Origin of the sequence: Lentibacillus halophilus (genome assembly GCF_039522485.1) — a bacterium.
GTDB lineage: Bacteria > Bacillota > Bacilli > Bacillales > Amphibacillaceae > Lentibacillus > Lentibacillus halophilus.
The window spans coordinates 68,473-92,124 of record NZ_BAAADM010000030.1 but is presented as its reverse complement, the minus strand read 5'-3'; the positions used below and the strand labels follow the sequence as shown (position 1 = coordinate 92,124).

The window sequence follows — 23,652 nt, the reverse complement described above, 5'->3', positions numbered from 1 at the left end:
CGTGTTTCGATCCTATTTGGCGACAAGGGCGGGAACGGCGTCGTTGACCGTGCTGATATTAACGTCTTGATAGTAATGATTAAGAATGTCTTTGTACGTTTTGCCTTCTTTGGCCATGCCGTTTGCGCCGAATTGGCTCATACCGATGCCGTGTCCGAATCCTTTCGTCGTAAAAATCAAGTGACCATTTTTCTTCTCAATGGAAAAATCACTGGACCGGAGTCCGAGCTTCTTACGAACGTCCCGCCCGGTGTAGGAGTTCTTCCCAATGGTCAATTGTTTGACACGCTTGCTCTCAGTTCTCGAGATTTTCATAGAAAGGTTCCCGATAGCTGGCAGTTCCGTTCCCAGCCGTTTTTCTATTTCCGTCATAGAGAAAATTTTCTGATCCAAAAATTTCGGTGAGTTTTTATCCCATGGGCTTTTCACACTGCGCAAGTAAGGAACTTTATTTTTCCAATAGTCTTCCGAGTTTTCCGTATACCCATTGCTCGTGGAAAAATAGGCCGGTGTAATCGGTTTGTTTTCATAGGTTAAAATTTCGTCTTTGGTTGCTTTGACGGCCTTTTTGATTTTTTTCATTTCTTTGTTATAGTTCTTTCCCATCGTTTTCCGCAGTTCTTGTTCATTATGATAAACCTGGTCATTGGTTGTGTCGCTGACATCCGGTGCATCCGGGTTTTCTTGATGCATCATGCGGTTGACGATGTATGTTCTTGCTGCGAGCGCTTGGGCCTTTAGTGCCTCCATTTCAAATTCGGCCGGAGCTTCGGAAGCAACCACACGGGAAACGTACGTCTCGAGCGGTACATTTTCCACATTATCCGCACTGGCCCGGGCCACTTCCACTGAAAACGGCGAATCCCCCATCGCGATCTCCAAGCTGGCAGCAGACTTTTCCACCACCTTATCCGGACTGCTGTCATCAGACATAAACGGAATTACTACAGCGGTCGGAACGATTAAAATGACCGTCAAGATCGTTGCGAAAAACAGGACAAGCGGATGTTTCCATAGGGCCGTTTTTCTGGTGAGCAACTGAGGCTTTTTTTGTTTAAGAAGTTGCTTCAGTTTGTCACTATTGGTCTGGAATTTTCGTGGTTTTTTTTTCTTCCAGGCTTTTGGAACGGTCGGTTTTTTCTTCATGAACAGCCTCCTTCATTGCGAAATAATGGTGTCTGATCTGGTAGCATGATATGTGGCATTCCTGCTATTAAATTTATACAGTAGAGGAGGCTAATAGAACCATAAAATAAAATGATGCGGTTGGAACGTACCGGATGGGGCAGTGTCAAACGGAGCGAGGCGGATTTCAACCGGATTCCGAATTTATCGACCGGTTCGTGGCACTTATCAACCGGATTCCGAATTTATCGACCGGTTCGTGGCACTTATCAACCAGATTCCGAATTTATCAACCGGATCGAGGCAGATATCAACCGGATTCCGGGTTTATCAACCGGAGCGAGGCACATTTCAACCGGATTCCGAATTTATCGACCGGAGCGAGGCATATATCAACCAGATTCTGAATTTATCAACCAGGTCGCGGCACATTTCAACCAGATTCCGAGTTTATCGACCGGATCGAGGCACTTATCAACCAGATTCCGAATTTATCAACCGGATCGAGGCAGATATCAACCGGATTCCGGGTTTATCAACCGGAGCGAGGCACATTTCAACCGGATTCCGAATTTATCGACCGGAGCGAGGCACTTATCAACCGGATTCCGGGTTTATCAACCGGAGCGAGGCACTTATCAACCAGATTCCGGGTTTATCAACCAGATCGAGGCACATATCAACCGCGTTCTGAATTTATCAACCGGATCGGGAGTGATTTCAACCGGGACAAGCCATGCATCAATCCTGGTGCCATTGAATGACCCGCTCGTTCAATCCGGTGATCCCCAGGCCGGGCCTATTCCCAAACGTGATATGGCTGGCGTTGTATTCGATGCCGCCGTCGATCGTGTCACCGTCCAGCATGAGCGGTGCATCCAAATCATACCACGTGACGTTCGGCTGGCTGGCGGCGACGTGCGCTGCGGCGGTGATGCCCATGCCGGTTTCCATCATACTGCCGACCATGCATGCCACTCCGTAGATGTCGGCCAATGTTGCCACCTTCAACGCTTCATGAATGCCGCCGGTCTTCATCAGCTTAATATTGATCATGTCAACGGCCCGCGCCTCCAGCACCCGTTTGGCATCGTAAGCAGAAAAAACACTTTCGTCCGCCACAATCAATGGGCTCGTATGGGCTGTTACATAGCGCAAGCCATCCAAGTCATGGCGGACGACCGGCTGCTCAACGCATTGAATATCCAGACCGAGCGTTTCCATTTTTTGAATCGTCCGGACGGCTTCTTTGGCCTGCCAGCCCTGGTTGGCATCCAGACGAATCAACGGGTCCGGTCCCACTTGCTCGCGGATGGCTTCGATACGTTTGATATCGGTTTGACTGTCATCGCGGCCGACTTTCACCTTCAACGTGGTAAACCCATCATTAATACAAGCTTGTGCGTCGTCCGCCATTTCCCCGGGATGATTGACGCTAACGGTATCATCGGTTTCAATGACCGAACGATAGCCGCCAAGAAATTGAAACAGCGGCATGCCGGCGTACTGAGCAAGACAGTCGTGCAAAGCCATATCGACCGCTGCTTTAGCGCTTGTGTTGCCGACAGCACTGCTCGACAATGCCGCGAACACGTGCTCCCGCTGTAACAACGATTGGCCGCATAACAATGGCTTGATCATCGTGTTGATCGCCTCAACAATGCTTGCCACGCTGTCACCGGTGATCACTTCGGTCGGGGGTGCTTCTCCCCAGCCGATCACACCGTTATCACACGTCACCTTCACAACGATGGTTTCAACTGTGGTCACAGTACGCAACGCTGTTTTAAACGGTGTATGCAGCGGAATGGACGCATACCCTGTTTCAATCGTCTGTATGTTCATGGAAACATTCGCTCCTTTTGTAAACCGGCTGCCCGATTCCATCAAACACCGTTATTGCACACCCGGCTCGATCGTTAATCGTTTCCTGGTCGTTGACAAAAACGCACGGGCCCCCAGCGGCACGGAAAAATGCGGGAAACAATGGCCGATCTTGAATCCGGCCATGACCGGACACGGAAGATCCGATAAATGATCGGCCAACACCTGCTCCAGAGAAAGCGATGGCTCGTGTGTCGGCTTGGCATCGGCAAAATCACCGACAATAATGCCTGCTGCCGCATCCAATTTACCGGCGAGACGCAATTGATTGAGCATCGAATCAATCCGGTACGGCGCCTCACCGATATCTTCCAGCAGCAGGAGCTTACCGTTTGTATCAATGTCATAATCCGTACCGAGCGTGCTGGCCAACACGGACACATTCCCTCCGACCAACGCTCCGTCCGCTTCCCCGGGCGCCAGCACCGTCAGCGGCGATACGTCTTCTGTGTAGTGCAGCGTCTCCGGAGCAAATAATTGCCGGAACATACGCGCCGACAATGGATCAAACGCCTCATCCGCCACGTCAGATGCCGGCATCGGCCCATGAAATGTTGTCAGTCCTGTCCATTGACGGATGGCTGTGTGCATATAGGTGATGTCACTGTACCCCCAGATGATTTTTGGATGCCGGCTGATCAACTCATAATCGATTTTGTCAGCCAACCGGGCGCTCCCGTAGCCGCCGCGTGCAAACATAATCGCCCGCACCGATGTGTCGCTTATCATATGATGAATATCCGCCACCCGTTGGTCATCCGTTCCCTCTAAATAGCCATGCCACTCATCAATCGTTGCCCCATATGTGACGTGCAGCCCCATCGCCTCGAAAAACGGGGTTGCCCGCGCCAGACGATCGCTGTCCACCGGGCCTGCCGGTGCGACGATTCCGATGGTGTCCCCTCGCTTCAATCGATATGGTTTCATATGAATGTCTCCTTCTTTCCGAGTCTCACCCCATCACGCACTAAGGGCCTTTACGACTAGTGTATTTATGTCATGGTCGGATAATCACTCATCCGCTATCATTGTGTTTGAAATTTGTGTTAAAATGGATGCAAACATGAAAACGTCATGGCAGGACGATCTGCAACGCATCATTCAGCCTGGGCCGAATTTGAACCGCCTTTATTAAGGCTAATCGGGAGGTGGATTCGCCATGTCCTTACTGAATCTACTATGGGCGCATGAAGGACGGTGGTTAAATTAGGTATGGTTATTTCGATGGGTTTTTCGGTACTTGTGTTCGTGGTTATCGTTGTGGTTATTTATAGGATGGTTTCCGGTAAAGGAACGCCCGACAACAGTTATACGCCATTCGATCATATTACCGGTCAAGCCGATACAGACTTTCATGAGGAAACAACGGACGTCGAACAAGACGACGATTAACGTATTCAACGACACCGGCCCGTATACGCACCACATGCCGTGCATGTCAGTAGTCGTGGTGTCTACCAGAATAGAAGTGCCGCAATCATTGTCATAAACAGACCGATGACAACCGGGATAACGCTTTTTCGAACCAGATCAATGACAGATATTTTGGCAAAACCTGCGATAGCGATGATGGGTGACCATGCAACAAGGGTACCACCGCCCATCCAGATGGCGCCGATTTGGCCGATGGATGCAAGGGTTGTTGGATCCATTCCTGTTGATGCGGCCAAAGCGTCTGAAAGCGACCCGATTAATGGCAACGCAGAAAACCCAGATCCATCAAGACCGGAGACCATCCCCAACACCAACACACCTAATGCCGTGAAGAAGGCGTTATCAGGAATATAAGCCCGGCCCTCCTGAACTAAGTCAAACAGGAAAGAAGGCGTCGCATCGGGCTCTGTACCGAAAATCTGCCCCGCCAGATCCCCGCTTCCGATAAAGAAAAATGCGGCCACTGGAATAACCAGCCCCATGACTTTAAAAGCAAACACGAAACCGCTCACGATATGATCGCTAACATCCTGTAACGTTTGTTTGTAATTGCGAAACAGCGACATGACAATGATTAATAGAATCGCTGTCCCGCCAACGAGCGACGAACCCGCACCGTCGTCAATTGATGGTATGACTGTCGAGAATGTAGCTGTAATCACGTATGCAACAATGATCAAAAATATAAAAGGAACAACAAAAGCAAATACGGAACTATATTTTCCTTTATTCACGTGACTGTTATCGACTCGGACGTTTAAGTCATCGTCACCGCTGTTTTCCCATTCTGTAAGGTTTTGTTGTGCAGGTTTTTTCATGGATGTGCGAACCATGACATAAGCAATGCTCAGCGAAATCGCTCCGGCAATCAACGATAATATAAACGTCTGCTCCCCAATGGCACTGGTTTCCAGAGCGCCACTGCCGGACGCGGTTAACTCTGGTGCCACCTTCAAAATAAAATCCGACGACAACGCCATCCCGTGACCAGCTAAGGAAATCGAAATAGCGGCTCCGATGGGCGATAGACCGGCTTTGATAGCCACCGGAATTAATAGGGCCCCAATGAGCGGAACAGCTGGTGCCGGCCAGAAAAATAACGATAAAAAGTACGTGACGACAGCAAGCACCCAATAAGCGGTTGTGCCGTTTTTCATGATCTTTTGAAGTGGCTGAATCATCTTCTCGTCAGCGCCAATCGACTGAATCGAACGTAAGAGTGCCGTCATAATCGCTATGATTAAAAAAATGTTAAAGAGCTCGGACGCTGCTGTTAAGTTGGAATTGAAAATAGCTTGAATGCCACCCAAAAACGACCCAGAAAACGACCATGAAACGAAAAAACTCATTATTAACGCTGGCACAACAACATTTTGCCGACATAATAACGTTAAAATAATAAGCAATGTCCCAGCCAGATACAACCAATGCGCCCATAGTAGTTCCATGACATTTCCCCTTTATTGAAAACTCCAATAATGCATGGTTATTGTATGTAGCGATTGGGCGAATGTGACAAACGGGGCGGATCGTGCGCTAATGGCGATCTCATCAGATAGGAGACTTTGAGCAGACAGTTTGGGGAATCAGTATGAAACAGGCTGTTACTGGGGATGATGATTCTGGACAATAAAAAAACAGATGCAATCGTGTCATCAAAACAACCATTGGAACGTTTCCATCTGTATGGGAATAGTGTGTTTCCGCCCATAATAATAAAACGGCCCCCTTAAGCAAACAGACGAGTGTTTCTTCTGTCTGCTTGAAGGAGGCAGCATACCCTGTTACATCTGATATTTTCTGTCTAAAACGCGGTGATATGGTGCAGAAACGATAGTGGTTCATGTCTCGAGTCACGTACTGGACAGATATTCGACAAAGTTTAATGGGCGATCGTTAACTGGAGACGATGCCTGCTCTGCATCCCTGTCTGCCTCAATGCGTTCAACCGACGCGCCGAGGCCAGCCAGTTTTTCGGCGAAATCAACATAGCCGCGGTCCAGATGTTTTAAATCGGTCACACGCGTGATCCCTTCTGAGCGCAGACCGGCCAATATAAGTGCTGCGGCTGCACGCAGATCGGTTGCAGCCACTTCAGCACCCTGCAAATCGCTGGGGCCTTCAATAATGACACTACGTCCTTCGACTTTCATCCTGGCATTCATACGCCGGAACTCTTCAACGTGCATAAACCGATTTTCAAACACAGTCTCGGTAATCACACTCGTTCCATAAGCGTTCAACATTAACGCCATCATCTGGGATTGCATATCGGTCGGGAATCCTGGATGTGGCAATGTTTTAATATCGGTTGCCAGCAGTTTATCCGGCCCCAACACACGAATACCTTCGCCTTCACTCAGAATCGTTGTCCCCATTTCTTCAAGTTTGGCAATAACGGAACGCAAATGCGCGCTTTCCGCATTTTCAATTAAAACGTTCCCACCGGTAATGGATGCGGCGACCATAAAGGTTCCTGCTTCGACCCGATCTGGAATAATGGAGTGATCGACGCCGTGCAGGCTTTCCGCTCCTTCAATGCGAATCGTTTCTGTACCGGCTCCAACCACTTTGGTCCCCATTTTGTTCAGGAAATTGGCCAAGTCGACGATTTCCGGTTCTTTGGCACAGTTTTCAATCGTGGTCGTGCCGTCAGCAAGTGATGCAGCCATCATGATGTTTTCTGTAGCTCCCACACTTGGCATATCAAGATAAACCTTAGCACCGTGCAGTCGCCCTTTTGCCTGGAGTTCAACAAACCCATTGCCCACGTGGACATCTGCTCCCATAGCCTCAAACCCTTTTAAATGGAGGTCAATCGGTCTGGACCCGATGGCACAGCCTCCGGGCATAGCGACTTTCGCATGACCGTAACGGGCTAACAGCGGACCAAGCACCAACACGGATGCCCGCATTTTACGCACATATTCCGGTGGCGCTTCGGTCATGAGTGGTTCAGATGCATCCACATGAACGGTATTGTCAGCAAATGATATATGAGCATTCATATTGCGCAGTACTTCATTAATTGTATAGACGTCGGCAAGGACAGGGACATCAGTGATGACACTTTCGCCTTCACTTGCAAGCATACTTGCTGCTATCACAGGCAATACAGCGTTTTTGGCACCTTCAACGCGCACAGTGCCCTGCAGCCTTTCCCCACCTCGTACGATGATTTCTTCCATATTCTCTTAACCCCTTATCATCCGATTTCACTATATTAGTATTCAGTAATCAGTATAGGTGTGCCTATCGTAAGTGCTGATTTACCAGTTGTTTTATTTTTCAACACCATTTGCACATTCATTGGTTTGTTCATAATCAGATCCTTATTCCATAAAGTCGAATGCCCATATACAATTTTTTTGACATTTGACGTTTTCACGTTGTCCGTCTGGGTTTGTATCATACTCAGATTCATCGTTTTTTTAAGCTTGTTAAAAAAATAAACACCATCTATATTACCATCAATGGATGCGGTAAGACAAACGAATGTTGTCGAATTCCCACTAAAATACGTATTTTTTACGTTTTTTAGTCGGGAATGATAGACTTGTTTGACTTGACTGTTCCACTGTTTCCCCTTGATCACTGCGATAAATTCCGCCTGATGAGCACGGTTTTTTGGAATCACCACTTTATACAATCCGAAAACAGGCTCTTCTTTTTGTCCGTATTCAAATGTGTATTTTACACTATTATCGCTTTCAGTACTTGAGGCATTGTAATCAGTTTTTTCCTGAAGCTGTTGGACATAACCTTTTAACGTTTTCCGATCGATCTGTTCCTTTACCGTGACCTGCCATCTATCCGCTTCAAGACCGGCTTGAGAAACCGCTGCTTCTAGTTTTTCCATTTTATTATTCGTTGACCCTGAAGCAACGCTAGTATGTAATAGAGATACGAGAATAATAGATACGATTAATGCGATTTGTTTCATAAAAAACGCCCCCTTGTTGACTATATTTATAGTATAAACAAGCGAGCATTTTTTAAACGGTCAGTTTTAATGATAAACGAATGACGTTATCCAACGATTCATTGAAATAAATACATTAAATCCTGCGACCATTGGATAAAATCGAGAAAGAAACGACTGACACCGGTGCCAATAAAAATGGCGATAAATACAATAAGGACTTTAGCTTCCGCTTCACGGCCTTTTCGGATAAGCGGATCAATATTAATGGTCGTAACCGCACGCCATGTAATATAGATGAAAATTAAATGGGAGATCATTCCGATAATCGCTGTCATACCAATAGATGAAAACATAATTCCACACCTTGCTTTAAGTATAATCACGTGACATTCGTTTAATGCATCTGTATGTTACTTTGCCATCGATAAGGCCAATTGTCAATTATTTTATCCCGTATAACTGATGGTTAGCCATAGTCACAAACATGAGGGGTCATGAAGGGCAGGAATCATCATTTCCCGGGAAATATCGACACCAACGCTTGGTGGTGATCAGGTTGATAAGCCGCTTTCGGGTTGGTCGATATCACTCACGGGATGGTCGATATATTCTTGAATGCGGTTGATATCGCGCGCGAACCGGTCGATATATCCTGAATCCGGTTGATATCCTGCGCGAACCGGTTGATATATCCTGAATGTGGTCGATATCCTGCGCGAGGCGGTCGATATATCCCTGAATCCGGTCGATATCGCTCGCGGTCCGGTTGATATATCCTGAATCCGGTTGATATCCTGCGCGAACCGGTTGATATATTCCTGAATCTGGTTGATATCCTGCGCGAACCGGTCGATATATTCCTGAATCTGGTTGATATCCTGCGCGAACCGGTTGATATATCCTGAATCCGGTTGATATCCTGCGCGAACCGGTCGATATATCCTGAATCCGGTTGATATCCTGCGCGAACCGGTTGATATATCCTGAATGTGGTCGATATCCTGCGCGAGGCGGTCGATATATCCCTGAATCCGGTCGATATCGCTCGCGGTCCGGTCGATATATCCTGAATCCGGTTGATATCCTGCGCGGTCCGGTCGATATATTCCGAATCTGGTTGATATCCTTCGCGGTCCGGTTGATATATTCTGAATCTGGTTGATATCTTCTCACCCTGGTCGATATATTCCAACCCCAGTCAAGTCTGCCTCCACAGGGCCCCTTATCAGACGGTCATTCGCTGCATACAAAAAAGAAAATCCCTTATAACGGATCGTTACAAGAGATTTTTTATTTACTGAGCGATGTCCAATCGATTCATTGCGCGTTTGAGTGCTAGTTCTGCCCGTTGATGGTCAACGTTTTCCTGCTGTTGCTCCAACCGTTGTTCAGCACGTTTTTTGGCTTCCTGTGCACGCTGAACGTCTATTTTGCCGGGTTCTTCGGCGGATTGGGCCAAAATGGTTACTTTATCCGGCCGTACTTCGAGGAACCCGCCGTTGACAGCCAGTTGCACGGAATTATCATCTTGCTTCAAACGTACGGAACTAATGGATAAAGGGGCAACCATTGGAATATGCCCTGGCAAAACGCCGAGCTCGCCATTTTCGGCTTTACAGCTGACCATGTCGAATTGATCATCGAGAACCGGGCCATCAGGAGTAACAACACTCACATCTACTGTTTTCAATGCAACGCCTCCTCAGACACTGGCATGGCCGGATGCGACAGTTGATAGATGTGCTTTCCGGTTGTTCCGGCGGCCATTATCTCTGTTCATCCAGCAATGCCTGATTGATTATTCCATTTCTTTTGCTTTTTCGTCGACATTTTCAATCCGGCCGACGAGGCGAAAAGCGTCTTCCGGCACGTCATCGTATTCGCCGTTAAGAATTCTACGGAAACCTTTGATCGTTTCTGAAATCGGTACATACGATCCCGGTTGGCCGGTGAACTGCTCGGCTACGTGGAAGTTCTGGGACAGGAAGAACTGAATACGGCGCGCGCGGGAAACCGTCAGTTTGTCCTCATCCGACAACTCATCCATGCCAAGAATCGCGATAATATCCTGCAGTTCTTTATACTTTTGTATCGTTTTCTGCACTTCATCAGCTACATTGCTGTGCTCTTCACCGACAACTTCAGGGTCAAGGGCACGGGATGTAGAAGCCAATGGATCCACCGCGGGGTAAATGCCTTGTTCCGTCAGGGAACGATCCAGGTTCGTTGTGGCATCCAAGTGAGCAAATGTCGTTGCCGGTGCCGGGTCGGTGTAGTCGTCAGCCGGGACATAAACGGCTTGAATGGACGTAACCGAACCTTTGTCCGTCGTTGTGATCCGTTCCTGCAGTTGGCCCATTTCAGTCGCCAATGTCGGCTGATAACCAACCGCTGATGGCATACGGCCCAACAATGCAGACACTTCCATGCCCGCCTGAGTAAAGCGGAAGATATTATCAATAAATAACAAAACGTCCTGGTTTTCTTCGTCACGGAAGTACTCTGCCATTGTCAGACCGGTCAATGCTACGCGCATCCGGGCTCCGGGCGGCTCATTCATCTGACCAAAAACCATGGCCGTTTTCGAGATAACCCCTGATTCCTTCATTTCATAGTAAAGGTCGTTGCCTTCGCGTGTGCGTTCACCTACACCGGCAAACACGGAAATACCGCCATGCTCCTGAGCAACGTTGTTGATCAATTCCTGAATCAAAACGGTTTTTCCTACGCCGGCACCACCGAACAGGCCAATCTTACCACCTCTTGTGTATGGTGCCAATAAGTCAATAACCTTAATGCCTGTTTCCAAAATTTCTGTATCTGTCGTTAATTCATCAAATTCCGGCGGTTGGCGATGAATCGGATCACGCCGAACATCATCCGGAACCGGTTCTTCCAAATCAATATTTTCACCAAGTACGTTAAATACACGGCTCAATGTCTGTTCCCCGACCGGGACAGAGATAGATGCGCCGGTGTTAGCGACTGGCGCATTACGTTGAAGCCCATCGGTAGAGGACATGGCAATGGTACGCACCGCACCGTCTCCAAGATGAAGCGCAACCTCCAATGTCAGGTTGTTTGCATTGTCATCGTCGGAGCCGACAATCAGTGCGTTATTAATATCCGGGATGTCTCCTTCGTCAAATGCCACGTCGACAACAGGGCCCATAACCTGTGTAATGTGTCCCTTGCTCATTGGTTTCCCTCCTATCATAACTCTCGGCAGCTCAACGTCCGTGCTGCATATGGTCACGTTTCCATGGTCACTTTTTCTATGTGGACGTCCTGAATGATTCCACTACTCCAATGCAGCCACGCCGCCGATGATTTCGTTGATTTCCTGAGTGATCGCCGCTTGACGTGCACGGTTGTACGATAATGTCAAGTCATCAATAATGTCATTGGCATTATCCGTTGCATTGCGCATAGCGTTCATACGTGCAGCATGTTCACTTGCTTTACTGTCAAGCAATGCACCGTAAATCAGACTTTCAGCATATTGCGGCAGGAGTACTTTTAAAATCTCGTCTTGATTTGGCTCGTACTCGTATTGCCCCATGCCGGACGTCGTTGCTTCTTGAGCAATATCTGTGAGCGGCAATAATTTTTTAGACGTCACCTCTTGGGATATGGCGCTTTTGAAATGATTGTAGACCACTTTCAGCTCATCGATATCCTCATCAATAAACAATTGCACCGCTTCAGAAGCCAGTTGCCGAACGTCTTCAAAATTGGGCTGATCCGCCATGCCAATGACCTCTTTGGTTACCGGCATGTTTCGTTTTTTGAAAAAGTCATAACCGACACGACCAATCACAATGACGGTGTACTCATCGGTCGATTGATGGTTTTTCTGAATGGTTTCATACGTTTTTTTCAGAACGTTGCTGTTAAAGGCACCAGCCAAACCACGGTCCGATGTAATGACGAAATAAGCCGTTTTTTTGACCTCACGTTTCTCAAGCATCGGGTGTGTCGCATCCATCGTTCCACCGGCGATATTGGCGACCACTTCCTGAATTTTCTCGCTGTACGGTTTAAATTGTTTGGCGTTCATTTCCGCCTTGTTTAACTTGGAAGCGGAAACCATCTCCATGGCTTTGGTGATCTTTTTTGTTTTTGATGTTGAATTTATCCGTTTTTGTAAATCTCTGAGGGATGCCAAGCTTTGTTCACCACCCTTCCTTAACAGAGGCCGGGCGTCGGGAAAGGTGAGGCCGGACCACAGCAGCCGGGCCTCTCACCTATTCCATTACCGGACCATTATTACGTTTCCGTCGGAGCAAACACTTTCTTGAATGCTTCAACGGCTTCACTCATCTCATCACCCTCGGTCAGTTTACCGGTTTCGCGGAGGGTGTTAAGCAATTCTTTCCGATTTTCATCAAGCCAGATATGGAATTCTTTTTCAAAGCGTGTCACATCATTGACCGGAATATCGTCAAGGAAGCCTTTCGTCAATGCGTAAATGATCATCACTTGTTTTTCGACATCAATCGGTTCATGCAATCCTTGTTTCAATACTTCAACCGTACGGGCACCACGATCAAGTTTGGCCTGGGTTGATTTATCAAGGTCCGATCCGAACTGGGCAAATGCTTCGAGTTCACGGAAGGACGCAAGATCCAAACGCAGGGTTCCGGCGACTTTCTTCATCGCTTTTAATTGAGCGGAACCGCCGACACGGGAAACAGACAGACCTGCGTTGATTGCCGGGCGAACGCCGGAGAAGAACAAGTCGGACTGCAAAAAGATTTGTCCGTCGGTGATGGAAATAACGTTCGTCGGAATATAGGCACCGATATCGCCAGCCTGTGTCTCAACAAACGGCAGGGCAGTGAGCGATCCGCCACCTTTATCGTCGTTCAGTTTCGCAGCACGTTCCAACAAACGTGAATGTAAGTAGAATACGTCTCCCGGAAATGCTTCACGGCCTGGCGGGCGGCGCAGCAACAGGGACAGTTCACGATAGGCCGCTGCCTGCTTGGTCAAGTCATCATAGACGACAACGACATGTTTTCCGTTATACATGAAGTCCTCACCCATGGATACACCTGCATATGGTGCGAGATACAACAATGGTGCAGGTTCCGATGCACCGGCGGAAACAACAATCGTCTTATCAAGCACACCATAACGGCGGAATGTCTCTACGGTTGACCGGACGGTGGAATCTTTCTGACCGATGGCTACGTAAATGCAGAGCATGTCCTCATTCTTCTGGTTCAGAATGGTATCCACAGCAACCGTCGTTTTTCCTGTTTGCCGGTCGCCGATGATCAGTTCACGTTGTCCGCGACCGATCGGAACCAATGCGTCAATCGCTTTAATACCCGTTTGCAGCGGTTCTTCAACTGATTGACGATCCATAATGGATGGTGCCGGAGATTCAATTTCGCGGTTTTTCGATGTTTCCACCGGACCTTTGCCGTCGATTGGCTGTCCCAGTGGATTGACAACGCGTCCGAGCAGCTCTTCTCCAACGGGTACTTGCATAACCCGGCCGGTGCGACGGACTTCATCGCCTTCTTTAATATCTGCAAATGGGCCTAAAATGACGATACCAACATTGTTTTCTTCCAAGTTTTGCGCCATGCCCATGACGCCATTCGAAAATTCAAGGAGCTCACCAGCCATGGCATTGTCAAGGCCATGAGCACGTGCAATACCGTCACCGACTTCAATAACTGTGCCAACATCGTTTACTTCGATATCGCCGTCAAAATCTTCAATTTGCTGTTTAATCAGTGAGCTAATTTCGTCAGCTTTAATGCTCATACCATTTCACCCCTATCTCCATTAGTTTACCGCTCCAATATTCCGTTGGATCCGATTCAATTTGCCTTGGATGGATCCATCATAAATCGTATTACCTATCCGCAGTTTAATGCCGCCGATAACTGATGGATCGACGACAGAGGTGAGCTTGATCGCCTGTTTACCAAAACGTTTGGCAAACGTCTGTTCAAGCCGCTCTTTTTCTCCCTGTGACAGTGCCCGAACGGAATATACGGTTCCCTCTTCTATTCCTTTCGCATCATTCACCAACCGGATAAAATGGTCAATAACCAACGGCACAATGTCCAAACGGTGACGCGTCGCCAAGAGGTGCAGCGTCGTGACGATGTCCTCCGAGAACGACCGGAACACGTCATTGATAAATTGTTCCTTTTGTTCTAAAGAAATGCGTGGATGCTTCAGGAATGGCATCAACGTGTCATTGTCGTCAATGATGGTTTTCAGGACAAGCAATTCATCGGCCCATTGATCCATTGTTCCTTTTTCATTGCTCAGCTGGAAAAGCGCGTCTGCGTAACGTTTTGAAACGGCTTCACTCATCGTTTTTCGCCTGCTTCCTTGATATACTCATCAATGAGTTTGTCCTGATCCTGTTCGCTAATTTCTTTTTCAATCACTTTGCTGGCAATTTGTACAGATAAGGAACCTACTTGATCCTGAAGGGCCTGGATCGCTTTTTCTTTTTCGTTTTCAATTTCATTCTGCGCTGCTTGTTTGATTTGCTCGGCTTCCCGGCGGGCATTATCAATAATTTCCTGCTCCTGCTTCGAGCCGGCATTTCGTGCATCCTCAATAATCTTTTGCGCTTCCTGTTTCGTCTGCTTCAACTGTTCTGCCGCTTCGTTCTGAGCTTTTTCCGCTTCCGCCCGGCTCTGTTCAGCCGATTCGATTTCACTGGCCACATGTTCTTCCCGCTGTTGCATGACATTCATCAAAGGGCCCCAGGCAAATTTACGGAGCAGTATGATTAACACAAGGAAGAAAAACAGCTGAGTCAGCATCGTTCCGACTTGGAGACCGGCAAGGGAGGCATAAATCGTCGTAAATCCAGTGAGTGCCTGCACAGAATTCACTCCTTTCGCATAACCAATTGTCGTTTGCCATTCGTGTTCAGGTGTTGGCGTATTGGCGAAAGATCCATCAGGAACGGATCTTTCGCCATAATCGTATTTATTTCGTCTTGTATTACATAACCATTAGTGCGATAACAACCGCGATGATCGGTACAGCCTCAACAAGACCGACACCAATGAACATCGTTGTCTGCAATTGACCGCGCAACTCCGGCTGACGGGCAATCCCTTCGACCGTACGACTGACAATCAATCCGTTACCTACACCGGCACCTAATGCCGCCAAACCTACTGCAATTGCTGCTGCTAATGCTCCAGACATAATATGAATCCTCCTCAAAATTTTTTATGTGTTCACCATCCTGCCTCAGCGTGGTTATCGCTAAAACAGGGATATTCCTAATTTAAACAATACTTAGTGATCACTGGACACTTTATGTGACATGTATACCAGCGTCAGTATTGTGAAAATAAACGCTTGGATCGTGCCTATGAATAAACTAAATCCTTGCCATGCAAGCATAGGAATGGCACCGCCAAGGAATCCCCAAACAGTTGTTGACGTGAGTCCGGCTAAAAGTCCCAACAGAACTTCACCGGCATAAATGTTTCCAAATAAACGAAGACCAAGTGTCAGCGTATTGGAAAACTCCTCAATAATGTTGATCGGGAAGAATACCCAATGCGGACGGAAGAAATCTTTCCCGTATTCTTTGCCTCCGCGTACTTTAATGCCATAGTAATGGGTAAGCACGATGACCATTGTCGACAATGTCAATGTCAATCCAGGGTCGGCTGTCGGTGATTTCCACCATAGTTCGTTGCCGAATGTGATCAGGGTTATGACACCAAGTATGTTACTTACTAAAATATACGTAATCAGTGTCAGTCCCAACGGCAGAAAAACCCGCCCTGTTTTCCAGTCCATGGTGTCACTGATCATTCCTTTGACAAAATCAACGACCCATTCCATGAAATTTTGCGCGCCGGATGGCTTCATTTGCAGTTTTCTGGTGGCCAGAACACACAAAACGAATACAATAAGTGTGGAAATAGCTGTCATAACTACGACAGACAGGTTAAAATCAAGCCAAGGTATATCCAGCACATCATGCGCTATTGGCGCTTCATGATCCATCTTTTTCACCCCTTTTCCAAGCATTACTTTTTAGATTTGGACATAAAAAAATCTATCACAATGACCAGATAGGATGTCATTAATCCAACTAACACGGAAATCACATCAATGGACGCATCAAACCGAAGTGCGATCAGGACAGCCAATGCAGCCGCCGCAATGCGTGACATGCTGCCGAGTGAGCCTGCAGACGTCTGACTCGCCACGGATGCCGCAAACGTATTAATTTTACGCTGAAGCAGCCACAGGTTGTACAAACTGACGGAACCGCCCAAGATAAGCCCAAGGAAAATGTGTGAATAAGGTGTGAAACCTGCTCCCAGCACGAATAGTGCTAGAAGATAAATCATCCACTTGCGCTGCCTGCCGGCCATGTAGCCATAATATGACATGATTTGACTCTTCTCCCGGGGAATTGATGTGACAGGATGCTGCCGCTCAAGGCAGGCAATCGTATTGCCAGTAAAACGGTGCACCGACGATAGAATTATGTAAGGTTCAAGCATGCAAATGCAAAAATTCCTTACTATTCCACACTATGCTAGTTTACATTAGCGACTACCTATTGTCAATCGATGACGACGTTAAAAAAACGGGTGTGCGCCTTGATGGGATCACCATGCACAACCCCTGCCCTGCCGACTATGACATGTCTTTTAAGGCCTGATCCGTCCACCTTATTATAACGAATAAACGGCTTCATTTATATGAACATTATGTGACAACTTTTTTGACATATCGAAAATGTTGAATACAGATTGTTATACGCAACGGAGGGTCGTCGCCAAGCCCCGGCTGATTCATTCATCCCGGTCACTGAGACGGATACGGAATATGCAGTCGTGTCTGAAAACTGGATGTTTCACCGCTTTTAAACGTCACCGTAACGACAGCCCGGTAGTCGCCTGGTTTTCCGAGCTCATCCGCTGGCAAGGTGCCTTTATTCAAACCGTCCTGAACGTTGTCTGATTCCAAAAGCATCCGATCATGCACTAGCGTATCCAGGCTGTACAGGTTCACTTCCATATGCTTTGCCGGCTTGGTTAAGTAGAGTTGAAAGGCATAAGTATCCTTGGAAAACGGCTTCAACGACAAGGTGAAGCCCATCGCTTTCGGATAATCAGCGGTCTTATTGACAAAGACATATGGCATGTCATATTGGTTGTCCCCTTGGTTGAGCATCAGCCACCCTTGATGGATACCGTTTTTAGCCATGTTGCTATTGAGGCTTAATTCGAGTGTCAATGGTTTTGACTCCCCAGGTTTTAATGTGAACGATTCCGGCAGATGCCAGTTCACACCTTTTTTCGTTGCCGGCACGGACAGCGAATAGGTGTGTTTGGATGATGAAGTGTTGGTAACCGTGATTGTCTGCTTTTGAGCCGCACGAAATCCCGTGACCTTGCCAAATGACAATAAGGGCTGATTGATGATGGTTTCAGTACGGATGGCTTGTTTCGGCTGGATTTCACCGGCCCCCTGGATAACCGGGGCAAAAGGATTTCCATCGGTATCGGTTAGGCGTTTGGCCGTTGTTTTTACGGCGCCAGTCAACTTGCCGATGTCCCAGTCCGGATGGGCTTCCATCATAAGCGCCATAACACCGGTGACATGCGGTGCCGCCATGCTTGTCCCCTGCAAATGACGGTATCCCCCCGGGACGGTACTTAAAATGTTCGTTCCCGGTGCACTGACGCCCGGTTTCAGGTCCCAGTTGACGGTGACAGGACCCCGTGAGCTGAAAGGTGCCATCGTTTTCGGTGTCTGTTGATACCTGGTTTCCACATATAAGCTGTCGTTGGTCGTTTTTTCCACGAGCCATTGGCCATCACTTTGGCTGATGGAGGCGACCGGGATGGTGACCGGGTCATCGGACGGATGCACTTTTCCGCGAAACGAACCGGCTTCATGATTGTATATCAGCACAGCTTTAGCGCCTGCTTCCTCCGCCTTTTTAGCTTTTTTATAAAACGGATCATCACCACGCTTGACCAGAGCTATTTTGCCGCGGACATCACCGGCTTCAGGTGATTCAATGGCATAATCTTTTGTTAATCGCCACGCGGGGGATCCATCCATATGTTGGAGGCTGATGGTTTTATTGAAACGTTTTCCCTCCAGAAAAGGTTTGGTTTTCGGATAAGCCGCCGCTCCGACAGACAGTCCGTCAGCAGCCGTTGCCGGTGAGCCAATGGTCCATCGACCCGGTCCAGAATTGCCGCCTGCAACCACCACCGGCACTCCACGATCAGCAGCGCGATTGACCGCTATACTCGTCGGAAAGTCAGGTCCATTGATCGCATTGCCGAGAGAAAGATTGATCACGTCCGCGCCGTCTTCCACCGCCTGTTCCAATGCGGCAATGACTTGAACGGACGTGCCGCTTCCGCCCGATCCGAGCGCACGATAGGCATGCAGCTCCGCATCCGGGGCAACACCTTGAAGCGCTCCATCAGCAGCGATGATTCCGGCGACGTGGGACCCGTGCATGGTTGGCATGCCTTGCTTTACCGTCGTTTCCATCGGGTCGTTATCAAGATCGACCAGATCATAGCCACCGGCAAAATTATCCGCCAAGTCCGGATGGGTGTAGTCAATGCCGGTATCCACCACGGCTACCTGCACCCCCTGGCCGGTATAGTCGGTATTATTCAGGGCGGCAGGTTTCACACTGTCGTTGGTTGCATTTTTCGGGCTCTTCAACGCTTGTTGGGTCGATTCAGCCTGGGCTTCGTATGTCGTTACCTGGTGGACAGCCGTTATGAAGTCGACGTTATCCAATTTTTTCAGCTGTCTTGGTTTTGCTTTTAACGCGAGTCCGTTAAATAGTTTGTCATAGACGGCAACGATATCGATAAATGGACGGTGCGTTTGCAAATACGACTGTCGCTCTTTCGGACTACCCTTCACTTCAACGATGACGGATGTTTCGTTGTCGACGCTACGGCTGGATGGGTCGTCTCGAGCAGCAGCAGACATGGGTAGCGTGATGATAATGGCTATGAACAAAAGCAGAACATACCGCATACAGGAATCCCCTTTTACAGCGTGATGTCCATTAGCATTTGAAAATCAAGGGGCATTCATGCATACGAATGGGTATGGGATTGCGATGGAGAAAGTAATGTACAAAAAAGGGGCTGGGACAAAAGACGTTTAGGCAAATAAAAATCCGAACTATGATTCGCAAAAAATTTGAATCAGTTCGGATTTTTCGTTTAGCGTAGGAAAAACACGGAGACTCCTGCGGGATGAAAAGCCTAGATGAGACCCCGCAGTGCGATAAGCACGAGGAGGCTCATCAGCGCCCGCGGAAAGCGTAGTGTTTTTCCGGAGCGGTGACTACTTCTTTAATATATTGTTCGTATTTATTAAATGCTAAAATAAGCCGCGATGGCGTCGGCAATCCGGACTGATGCGTCGCCGTCTCCATACGGATTGGCTGCTTTGGCCATGTGTTCATAGACGTCTCCGTCACGCAGCAGCTCATCCGCCATTTGAAAAATTGCGTCCTCATCGGTGCCGGCCAATTTTAACGTGCCGGCTTCCAGACCTTCCGGGCGTTCGGTCGTGTTGCGCAGGACAAGAACCGGCACACCAAGAGATGGCGCCTCTTCCTGCACGCCGCCCGAATCGGTCATAATCACGTGCGATTTCGCCGCGAAGTTATGGAAGTCGACCACATCGAGCGGCTCCATCAGCTTAATCCGGTCGTCATCACCGAGAATGCTGGCCGCTGTTTCCTGAACAACCGGATTCAAATGCACAGGGTAAACGACATGAATGTCAGCGTGCGTATCCACGAGTCGTTTGATCGCCCGGAACATCTGCTCCATATGGCGGCCGAGGTTTTCCCGGCGGTGGGCGGTCACGAGAACAAGCCGCCTGCCGTCCGTTTCGTCCATGACAGGGCTGGTATAATCAGGATCAACCGTTGTTTTCAAAGCGTCAATCGCCGTGTTTCCGGTAACGACGATGCTATCGGCCGGTTTGTTTTCATCGAGCAGATTCTGTTTGGACGTATCGGTCGGCGAAAAATGCAAATCAGCCATGACGCCGGTCAGCTGCCGGTTCATCTCTTCCGGATACGGGGAATATTTATCCCACGTACGCAAGCCGGCCTCGACGTGACCGAGGGCAATCTGATTATAATAGGCGGCCAGTGACGCAGCAAATGTCGTTGTCGTATCCCCATGCACCAGCACCATATCCGGCTCGGTCTCCTTCATAACAGTGTCAAGGCCTTCCAGCGCACGCGTTGTCATCTGCGCAAGCGTTTGGTTCGCTGACATAATATTCAAGTCAACGTCCGGTGTGATGCCGAATATATCGAGCACTTGATCGAGCATTTCGCGGTGTTGCGCCGTTACAGCCACGATAGGATCAAATACATCGTCCCGTTTTTTCAGTTCGAGAACAAGCGGGGCCATTTTGATCGCTTCCGGCCTCGTCCCAAAAATGGTCATCACTTTTATCCGTCTCGTCATTATGTTTCCCCTCCATCCTTATGACGTCCGCGAGTGCATGCGCTATTTCGTTCCATATAACCGGTCGCCCGCATCACCAAGTCCGGGAACGATGAACCCATCATCGTTCAGTCGTTCATCCAGTGCTGCAAGGAAAATATCGACGTCCGGATGCTCGTTCTGAATGACCTCCACGCCTTCAGGGGCGCCGACGAGACACATGAGACGAATTTGTCTGGCTCCGCGCTTTTTAAGCGAGTAGATCGCGTCATTGGCTGATCCGCCGGTTGCAAGCATCGGATCGAGCACAATCAGCTCGCGTTCTTCTATATCAGACGGCAATTTTACGTAATATTCGTGTGGCGTCAATGTTTCCGGATCACGGTACATTCCGACATGACCGACACGTGCGGCGGGAATGAGATTCAGCATCCCGTCGACCATGCCAAGCCCGGCACGGAGAATCGGAATCAGACCGACTTTTTTACCGGCAAGGACATTCGTTGTTGCTTCCATCATCGGTGTCTCCGTTGTTTTTTCCTGCAGCGGAAAATTCCGTGTGATTTCAAACGCCATCAGCGCGGCGACCTCGTCCACCAGCTCACGGAATTCTTTCGTCCCCGTATGTTTGTCACGTATGTACGTCAATTTATGCTGAATCAGCGGATGATCCAGTACATGTACGTTTCCCATTGTTGCCGACACTCCTTCTTATAAATGGCATCTTTCAAATTGTACTGAAAAACGGACTAGGATGCAAGGAACCTTCGAGCAACGATCAGGCGTTAGCGAGACTGGGCAGTCGATGATCATATGGAGGGGCGGATATCAACCGGATTCAGAATTTATCGACCGGAGCGTGCGGGATATCAACCAGATTCGGAATTTATCAACCGGAGCGCGCAGGATATCAACCAGATTCGGAATTTATCAACCGGATCACGCGGGATATCAACCAGATTCTGAATTTATCGACCGGAGCGTGCGGGATATCAACCAGATTCGGAATTTATCAACCGGAGCGCGCGAGATATCAACCGGATTCTGAATTTATCGACCGGAGCGCGCAGGATATCAACCAGATTCTGGATTTATCGACCGGAGCGCGCGGGATTTCAACCAGATTCGGAATTAATCGACCGGAGCGCGGAGGATATCAACCAGATTCAGAATTTATCGACCGGAGCGCGCGGGATTTCAACCAGATTCTGAATTTATCAACCGGAGCGCGCAGGATATCAACCAGATTCTGAATTTATCAACCGGAGCGCGCAAGATATCAACCGGATTCTTGATTTATCGACCGGATCACGCGGGATATCAACCAGATTCAGAATTTATCGACCAGGGCGCGCACATATCAACCGGATCGCCTCGCAACATGGAATCTCTTTCTATGATTCCATACAAAAAGGATGCTCCCCTTTAAGGAACATCCTCATACGTTATTTGTAGATTGGAAATTGATTGGTGAGGCTTTGCACGCGGTCTTTGGCCTCCCGCAATACTTGCTCATCCTCATGATGTTTCAGAACAGTGGCGATGATTGATGCCACTTCTTTCATTTCCGCTTCTTTAAAGCCGCGTGTCGTCACGGCTGCGCTTCCCACGCGAAGACCGCTTGTGACAGATGGCTTTTCCTGATCGAAGGGAATAGTATTTTTGTTGGCCGTGATACCGATCTCGTCAAGCGCTTTTTCAGCGATGTCGCCCGTCAGCTCCAATGGGGTCACATCAATCAACACAATGTGATTATCGGTTCCGTCTGAGACGATGCGTGCTCCTTCTTGTTTCAAAGCATCGCTTAACGTCTGCGCGTTGCGAATAATTTGTTCCGAATATGTTTTGAAGTCATCGGACAATGCTTCTTTTAACGATACAGCTTTGGAGGCGATGATATGCATAAGCGGTCCGCCCTGCATGCGGGGGAAAACAGCTTTATCAATCGCTTTGGCGTACTTCTCTTTACACAAAATCATACCGCCACGGGGGCCGCGCAATGTTTTATGTGTGGTCGTTGTGACAAAATCGGCATACGGCACCGGATTGGAATGGAGCCCAGCTGCAATAAGCCCGGCAGGATGGGCTATGTCAGCCATCAAGTACGCACCGACCTCGTCAGCAATCTCCCGGAATTTGGCAAAATCAATCTCGCGCGGATAGGCACTGGCACCGGCTATAATCAATTTCGGCTGCACCTCTTTGGCACGTTCGAGCACCGCGTCATAGTCCAGCTTCTCCGTTTCGGGATCCACGCCATAGTCAACTACATGATACAGTTTTCCGCTGAAATTAACGGGGCTGCCGTGTGTCAGATGGCCGCCATGATTCAAATTCATGCCCAGTATCGTATCACCCGGGTCGAGCACGGAAAAATAAACAGCCATATTAGCTTGGGCACCCGAGTGCGGCTGGACGTTGGCATGATCGGCTCCGAACAATTCTTTTGCCCGATCGCGCGCCAAATTTTCCGCGACGTCGACATGTTCACACCCGCCGTAGTAGCGTTTACCTGGATAGCCTTCCGCGTATTTGTTCGTCAGCACCGATCCCATGGCTTCCATAACCGCTCCGGATACAAAATTTTCTGATGCAATCAATTCAATTTTATCGTGTTGACGATCCTTTTCTGCCTGTACAGCTTCAAACAGTTCCTTATCTTCTTTCAAATGGTCCATCGGTGGTTCCTCCTTTGGAATGTGGTCTGCTTTCATGGATGCTTCATCGCCCGTGAAGGGGCTGGGACAAAACGAACAAATCACTTCTGAATACGAACGATGTATTTAAAACGTTTCCTCCCGCTGG

At 48.5% G+C, this 23,652-nt stretch carries 22 protein-coding genes; 2 read left to right on the top strand and 20 right to left on the bottom strand.

Annotated features, from left to right (window positions below; translation table 11 throughout):
* Nucleotides 1-12 precede the first annotated feature (12 nt).
* Nucleotides 13-1,146: a stage II sporulation protein D gene (spoIID, locus tag ABDZ72_RS05805; protein WP_343751737.1), complete on the bottom strand. Its 1,134-nt coding sequence runs from the start codon at nt 1,144-1,146 to the stop codon at nt 13-15.
* Nucleotides 1,147-1,288: 142 nt separating this feature from the next.
* Between spoIID and ABDZ72_RS05800 the strand changes: the two genes are divergently transcribed.
* Nucleotides 1,289-1,819, top strand: a complete 531-nt coding sequence (locus ABDZ72_RS05800; protein ID WP_343751736.1) for a hypothetical protein — start codon at nt 1,289-1,291, stop codon at nt 1,817-1,819.
* Nucleotides 1,820-1,866: 47 nt separating this feature from the next.
* Here ABDZ72_RS05800 and ABDZ72_RS05795 read toward each other — a convergent pair whose 3' ends face one another.
* Nucleotides 1,867-2,970, bottom strand: a complete 1,104-nt coding sequence (locus ABDZ72_RS05795; RefSeq protein WP_343751775.1) for a mandelate racemase/muconate lactonizing enzyme family protein — start codon at nt 2,968-2,970, stop codon at nt 1,867-1,869.
* Nucleotides 2,971-3,021: 51 nt separating this feature from the next.
* Complete coding sequence (locus ABDZ72_RS05790) at nt 3,022-3,936, bottom strand: S66 peptidase family protein (RefSeq protein ID WP_343751735.1); 915 nt, start codon at nt 3,934-3,936, stop codon at nt 3,022-3,024.
* 285 nt (nt 3,937-4,221) lie between these two features.
* Here ABDZ72_RS05790 and ABDZ72_RS05785 point away from each other — a divergent pair, with 285 nt between their 5' ends.
* Nucleotides 4,222-4,401 carry a DUF3951 domain-containing protein gene (locus tag ABDZ72_RS05785; protein ID WP_343751734.1) on the top strand — a complete coding sequence of 60 codons (180 nt, stop codon included), beginning with the start codon at nt 4,222-4,224 and terminating at the stop codon, nt 4,399-4,401.
* A 62-nt stretch (nt 4,402-4,463) separates the two neighbouring features.
* Here ABDZ72_RS05785 and ABDZ72_RS05780 read toward each other — a convergent pair whose 3' ends face one another.
* From ABDZ72_RS05780 to ABDZ72_RS05700, 17 genes are all read right to left on the bottom strand, one after another.
* Nucleotides 4,464-5,891, bottom strand: a complete 1,428-nt coding sequence (locus tag ABDZ72_RS05780; RefSeq protein ID WP_343751733.1) for a hypothetical protein — start codon at nt 5,889-5,891, stop codon at nt 4,464-4,466.
* A gap of 405 nt (nt 5,892-6,296) precedes the next feature.
* Nucleotides 6,297-7,631 carry a UDP-N-acetylglucosamine 1-carboxyvinyltransferase gene (gene murA, locus ABDZ72_RS05775; RefSeq protein WP_343751732.1) on the bottom strand — a complete coding sequence of 445 codons (1,335 nt, stop codon included), beginning with the start codon at nt 7,629-7,631 and terminating at the stop codon, nt 6,297-6,299.
* Nucleotides 7,632-7,666: 35 nt separating this feature from the next.
* Entirely contained in the window at nt 7,667-8,386 is a 720-nt protein-coding gene (locus tag ABDZ72_RS05770) for a YwmB family TATA-box binding protein (RefSeq protein ID WP_343751731.1), read from the bottom strand.
* Between the two features lie 98 nt (nt 8,387-8,484).
* Nucleotides 8,485-8,721 (bottom strand): DUF1146 family protein, encoded by a 237-nt coding sequence (locus tag ABDZ72_RS05765; RefSeq protein WP_343751730.1) that lies wholly within the window; start codon nt 8,719-8,721, stop codon nt 8,485-8,487.
* Nucleotides 8,722-9,662: 941 nt separating this feature from the next.
* Nucleotides 9,663-10,058: a F0F1 ATP synthase subunit epsilon gene (locus tag ABDZ72_RS05760; protein WP_343751729.1), complete on the bottom strand. Its 396-nt coding sequence runs from the start codon at nt 10,056-10,058 to the stop codon at nt 9,663-9,665.
* 108 nt (nt 10,059-10,166) lie between these two features.
* Nucleotides 10,167-11,567, bottom strand: coding sequence for a F0F1 ATP synthase subunit beta (gene atpD / locus ABDZ72_RS05755; protein WP_343751728.1), 1,401 nt, complete (start codon nt 11,565-11,567; stop codon nt 10,167-10,169).
* Between the two features lie 102 nt (nt 11,568-11,669).
* Complete coding sequence (gene atpG, locus ABDZ72_RS05750; RefSeq protein ID WP_343751727.1) at nt 11,670-12,536, bottom strand: ATP synthase F1 subunit gamma; 867 nt, start codon at nt 12,534-12,536, stop codon at nt 11,670-11,672.
* 101 nt (nt 12,537-12,637) lie between these two features.
* Nucleotides 12,638-14,149, bottom strand: coding sequence for a F0F1 ATP synthase subunit alpha (gene atpA, locus ABDZ72_RS05745; protein WP_343751726.1), 1,512 nt, complete (start codon nt 14,147-14,149; stop codon nt 12,638-12,640).
* A gap of 21 nt (nt 14,150-14,170) precedes the next feature.
* The gene (locus ABDZ72_RS05740; protein WP_343751725.1) at nt 14,171-14,710 is read right to left on the bottom strand and encodes a F0F1 ATP synthase subunit delta; all 540 of its coding nucleotides are present in this window, start codon (nt 14,708-14,710) and stop codon (nt 14,171-14,173) included.
* Entirely contained in the window at nt 14,707-15,234 is a 528-nt protein-coding gene (locus ABDZ72_RS05735) for a F0F1 ATP synthase subunit B (RefSeq protein ID WP_343751724.1), read from the bottom strand. The genes ABDZ72_RS05740 and ABDZ72_RS05735 overlap by 4 nt, the downstream gene beginning before the upstream one ends.
* A 121-nt stretch (nt 15,235-15,355) precedes the next feature.
* Nucleotides 15,356-15,565 carry a F0F1 ATP synthase subunit C gene (atpE, locus tag ABDZ72_RS05730; protein ID WP_343751723.1) on the bottom strand — a complete coding sequence of 70 codons (210 nt, stop codon included), beginning with the start codon at nt 15,563-15,565 and terminating at the stop codon, nt 15,356-15,358.
* A gap of 93 nt (nt 15,566-15,658) precedes the next feature.
* Nucleotides 15,659-16,381 (bottom strand): F0F1 ATP synthase subunit A, encoded by a 723-nt coding sequence (gene atpB, locus ABDZ72_RS05725; protein ID WP_343751722.1) that lies wholly within the window; start codon nt 16,379-16,381, stop codon nt 15,659-15,661.
* 23 nt (nt 16,382-16,404) lie between these two features.
* Nucleotides 16,405-16,773, bottom strand: a complete 369-nt coding sequence (locus tag ABDZ72_RS05720; protein ID WP_343751721.1) for an ATP synthase subunit I — start codon at nt 16,771-16,773, stop codon at nt 16,405-16,407.
* A gap of 421 nt (nt 16,774-17,194) precedes the next feature.
* Nucleotides 17,195-19,408, bottom strand: a complete 2,214-nt coding sequence (locus ABDZ72_RS05715; RefSeq protein ID WP_343751720.1) for a S8 family serine peptidase — start codon at nt 19,406-19,408, stop codon at nt 17,195-17,197.
* Nucleotides 19,409-19,752: 344 nt separating this feature from the next.
* Nucleotides 19,753-20,868, bottom strand: coding sequence for a non-hydrolyzing UDP-N-acetylglucosamine 2-epimerase (wecB, locus tag ABDZ72_RS05710; protein WP_343751719.1), 1,116 nt, complete (start codon nt 20,866-20,868; stop codon nt 19,753-19,755).
* Between the two features lie 42 nt (nt 20,869-20,910).
* Nucleotides 20,911-21,540, bottom strand: coding sequence for a uracil phosphoribosyltransferase (gene upp, locus ABDZ72_RS05705; RefSeq protein ID WP_343751718.1), 630 nt, complete (start codon nt 21,538-21,540; stop codon nt 20,911-20,913).
* Nucleotides 21,541-22,292: 752 nt separating this feature from the next.
* Nucleotides 22,293-23,525 (bottom strand): serine hydroxymethyltransferase, encoded by a 1,233-nt coding sequence (locus tag ABDZ72_RS05700; RefSeq protein WP_343751717.1) that lies wholly within the window; start codon nt 23,523-23,525, stop codon nt 22,293-22,295.
* Nucleotides 23,526-23,652: the final 127 nt, after the last annotated feature.

Coding starts and splice junctions, on each gene's coding strand:
- ABDZ72_RS05785 (WP_343751734.1), top strand. CDS start 4,222: ATGGTTATTTCGATGGGTTTTTCGGTACTTGTGTTCGTGGTTATCGTT.
- ABDZ72_RS05715 (WP_343751720.1), bottom strand. CDS start 19,408: ATGCGGTATGTTCTGCTTTTGTTCATAGCCATTATCATCACGCTACCC.
- ABDZ72_RS05700 (WP_343751717.1), bottom strand. CDS start 23,525: ATGGACCATTTGAAAGAAGATAAGGAACTGTTTGAAGCTGTACAGGCA.
- atpB (WP_343751722.1), bottom strand. CDS start 16,381: ATGGATCATGAAGCGCCAATAGCGCATGATGTGCTGGATATACCTTGG.
- ABDZ72_RS05790 (WP_343751735.1), bottom strand. CDS start 3,936: ATGAAACCATATCGATTGAAGCGAGGGGACACCATCGGAATCGTCGCA.
- ABDZ72_RS05780 (WP_343751733.1), bottom strand. CDS start 5,891: ATGGAACTACTATGGGCGCATTGGTTGTATCTGGCTGGGACATTGCTT.
- wecB (WP_343751719.1), bottom strand. CDS start 20,868: ATGACGAGACGGATAAAAGTGATGACCATTTTTGGGACGAGGCCGGAA.
- murA (WP_343751732.1), bottom strand. CDS start 7,631: ATGGAAGAAATCATCGTACGAGGTGGGGAAAGGCTGCAGGGCACTGTG.
- spoIID (WP_343751737.1), bottom strand. CDS start 1,146: ATGAAGAAAAAACCGACCGTTCCAAAAGCCTGGAAGAAAAAAAAACCA.
- ABDZ72_RS05740 (WP_343751725.1), bottom strand. CDS start 14,710: ATGAGTGAAGCCGTTTCAAAACGTTACGCAGACGCGCTTTTCCAGCTG.
- ABDZ72_RS05795 (WP_343751775.1), bottom strand. CDS start 2,970: ATGAACATACAGACGATTGAAACAGGGTATGCGTCCATTCCGCTGCAT.
- atpE (WP_343751723.1), bottom strand. CDS start 15,565: ATGTCTGGAGCATTAGCAGCAGCAATTGCAGTAGGTTTGGCGGCATTA.
- atpD (WP_343751728.1), bottom strand. CDS start 11,567: ATGAGCAAGGGACACATTACACAGGTTATGGGCCCTGTTGTCGACGTG.
- ABDZ72_RS05765 (WP_343751730.1), bottom strand. CDS start 8,721: ATGTTTTCATCTATTGGTATGACAGCGATTATCGGAATGATCTCCCAT.
- ABDZ72_RS05720 (WP_343751721.1), bottom strand. CDS start 16,773: ATGTCATATTATGGCTACATGGCCGGCAGGCAGCGCAAGTGGATGATT.
- upp (WP_343751718.1), bottom strand. CDS start 21,540: ATGGGAAACGTACATGTACTGGATCATCCGCTGATTCAGCATAAATTG.
- ABDZ72_RS05770 (WP_343751731.1), bottom strand. CDS start 8,386: ATGAAACAAATCGCATTAATCGTATCTATTATTCTCGTATCTCTATTA.
- atpA (WP_343751726.1), bottom strand. CDS start 14,149: ATGAGCATTAAAGCTGACGAAATTAGCTCACTGATTAAACAGCAAATT.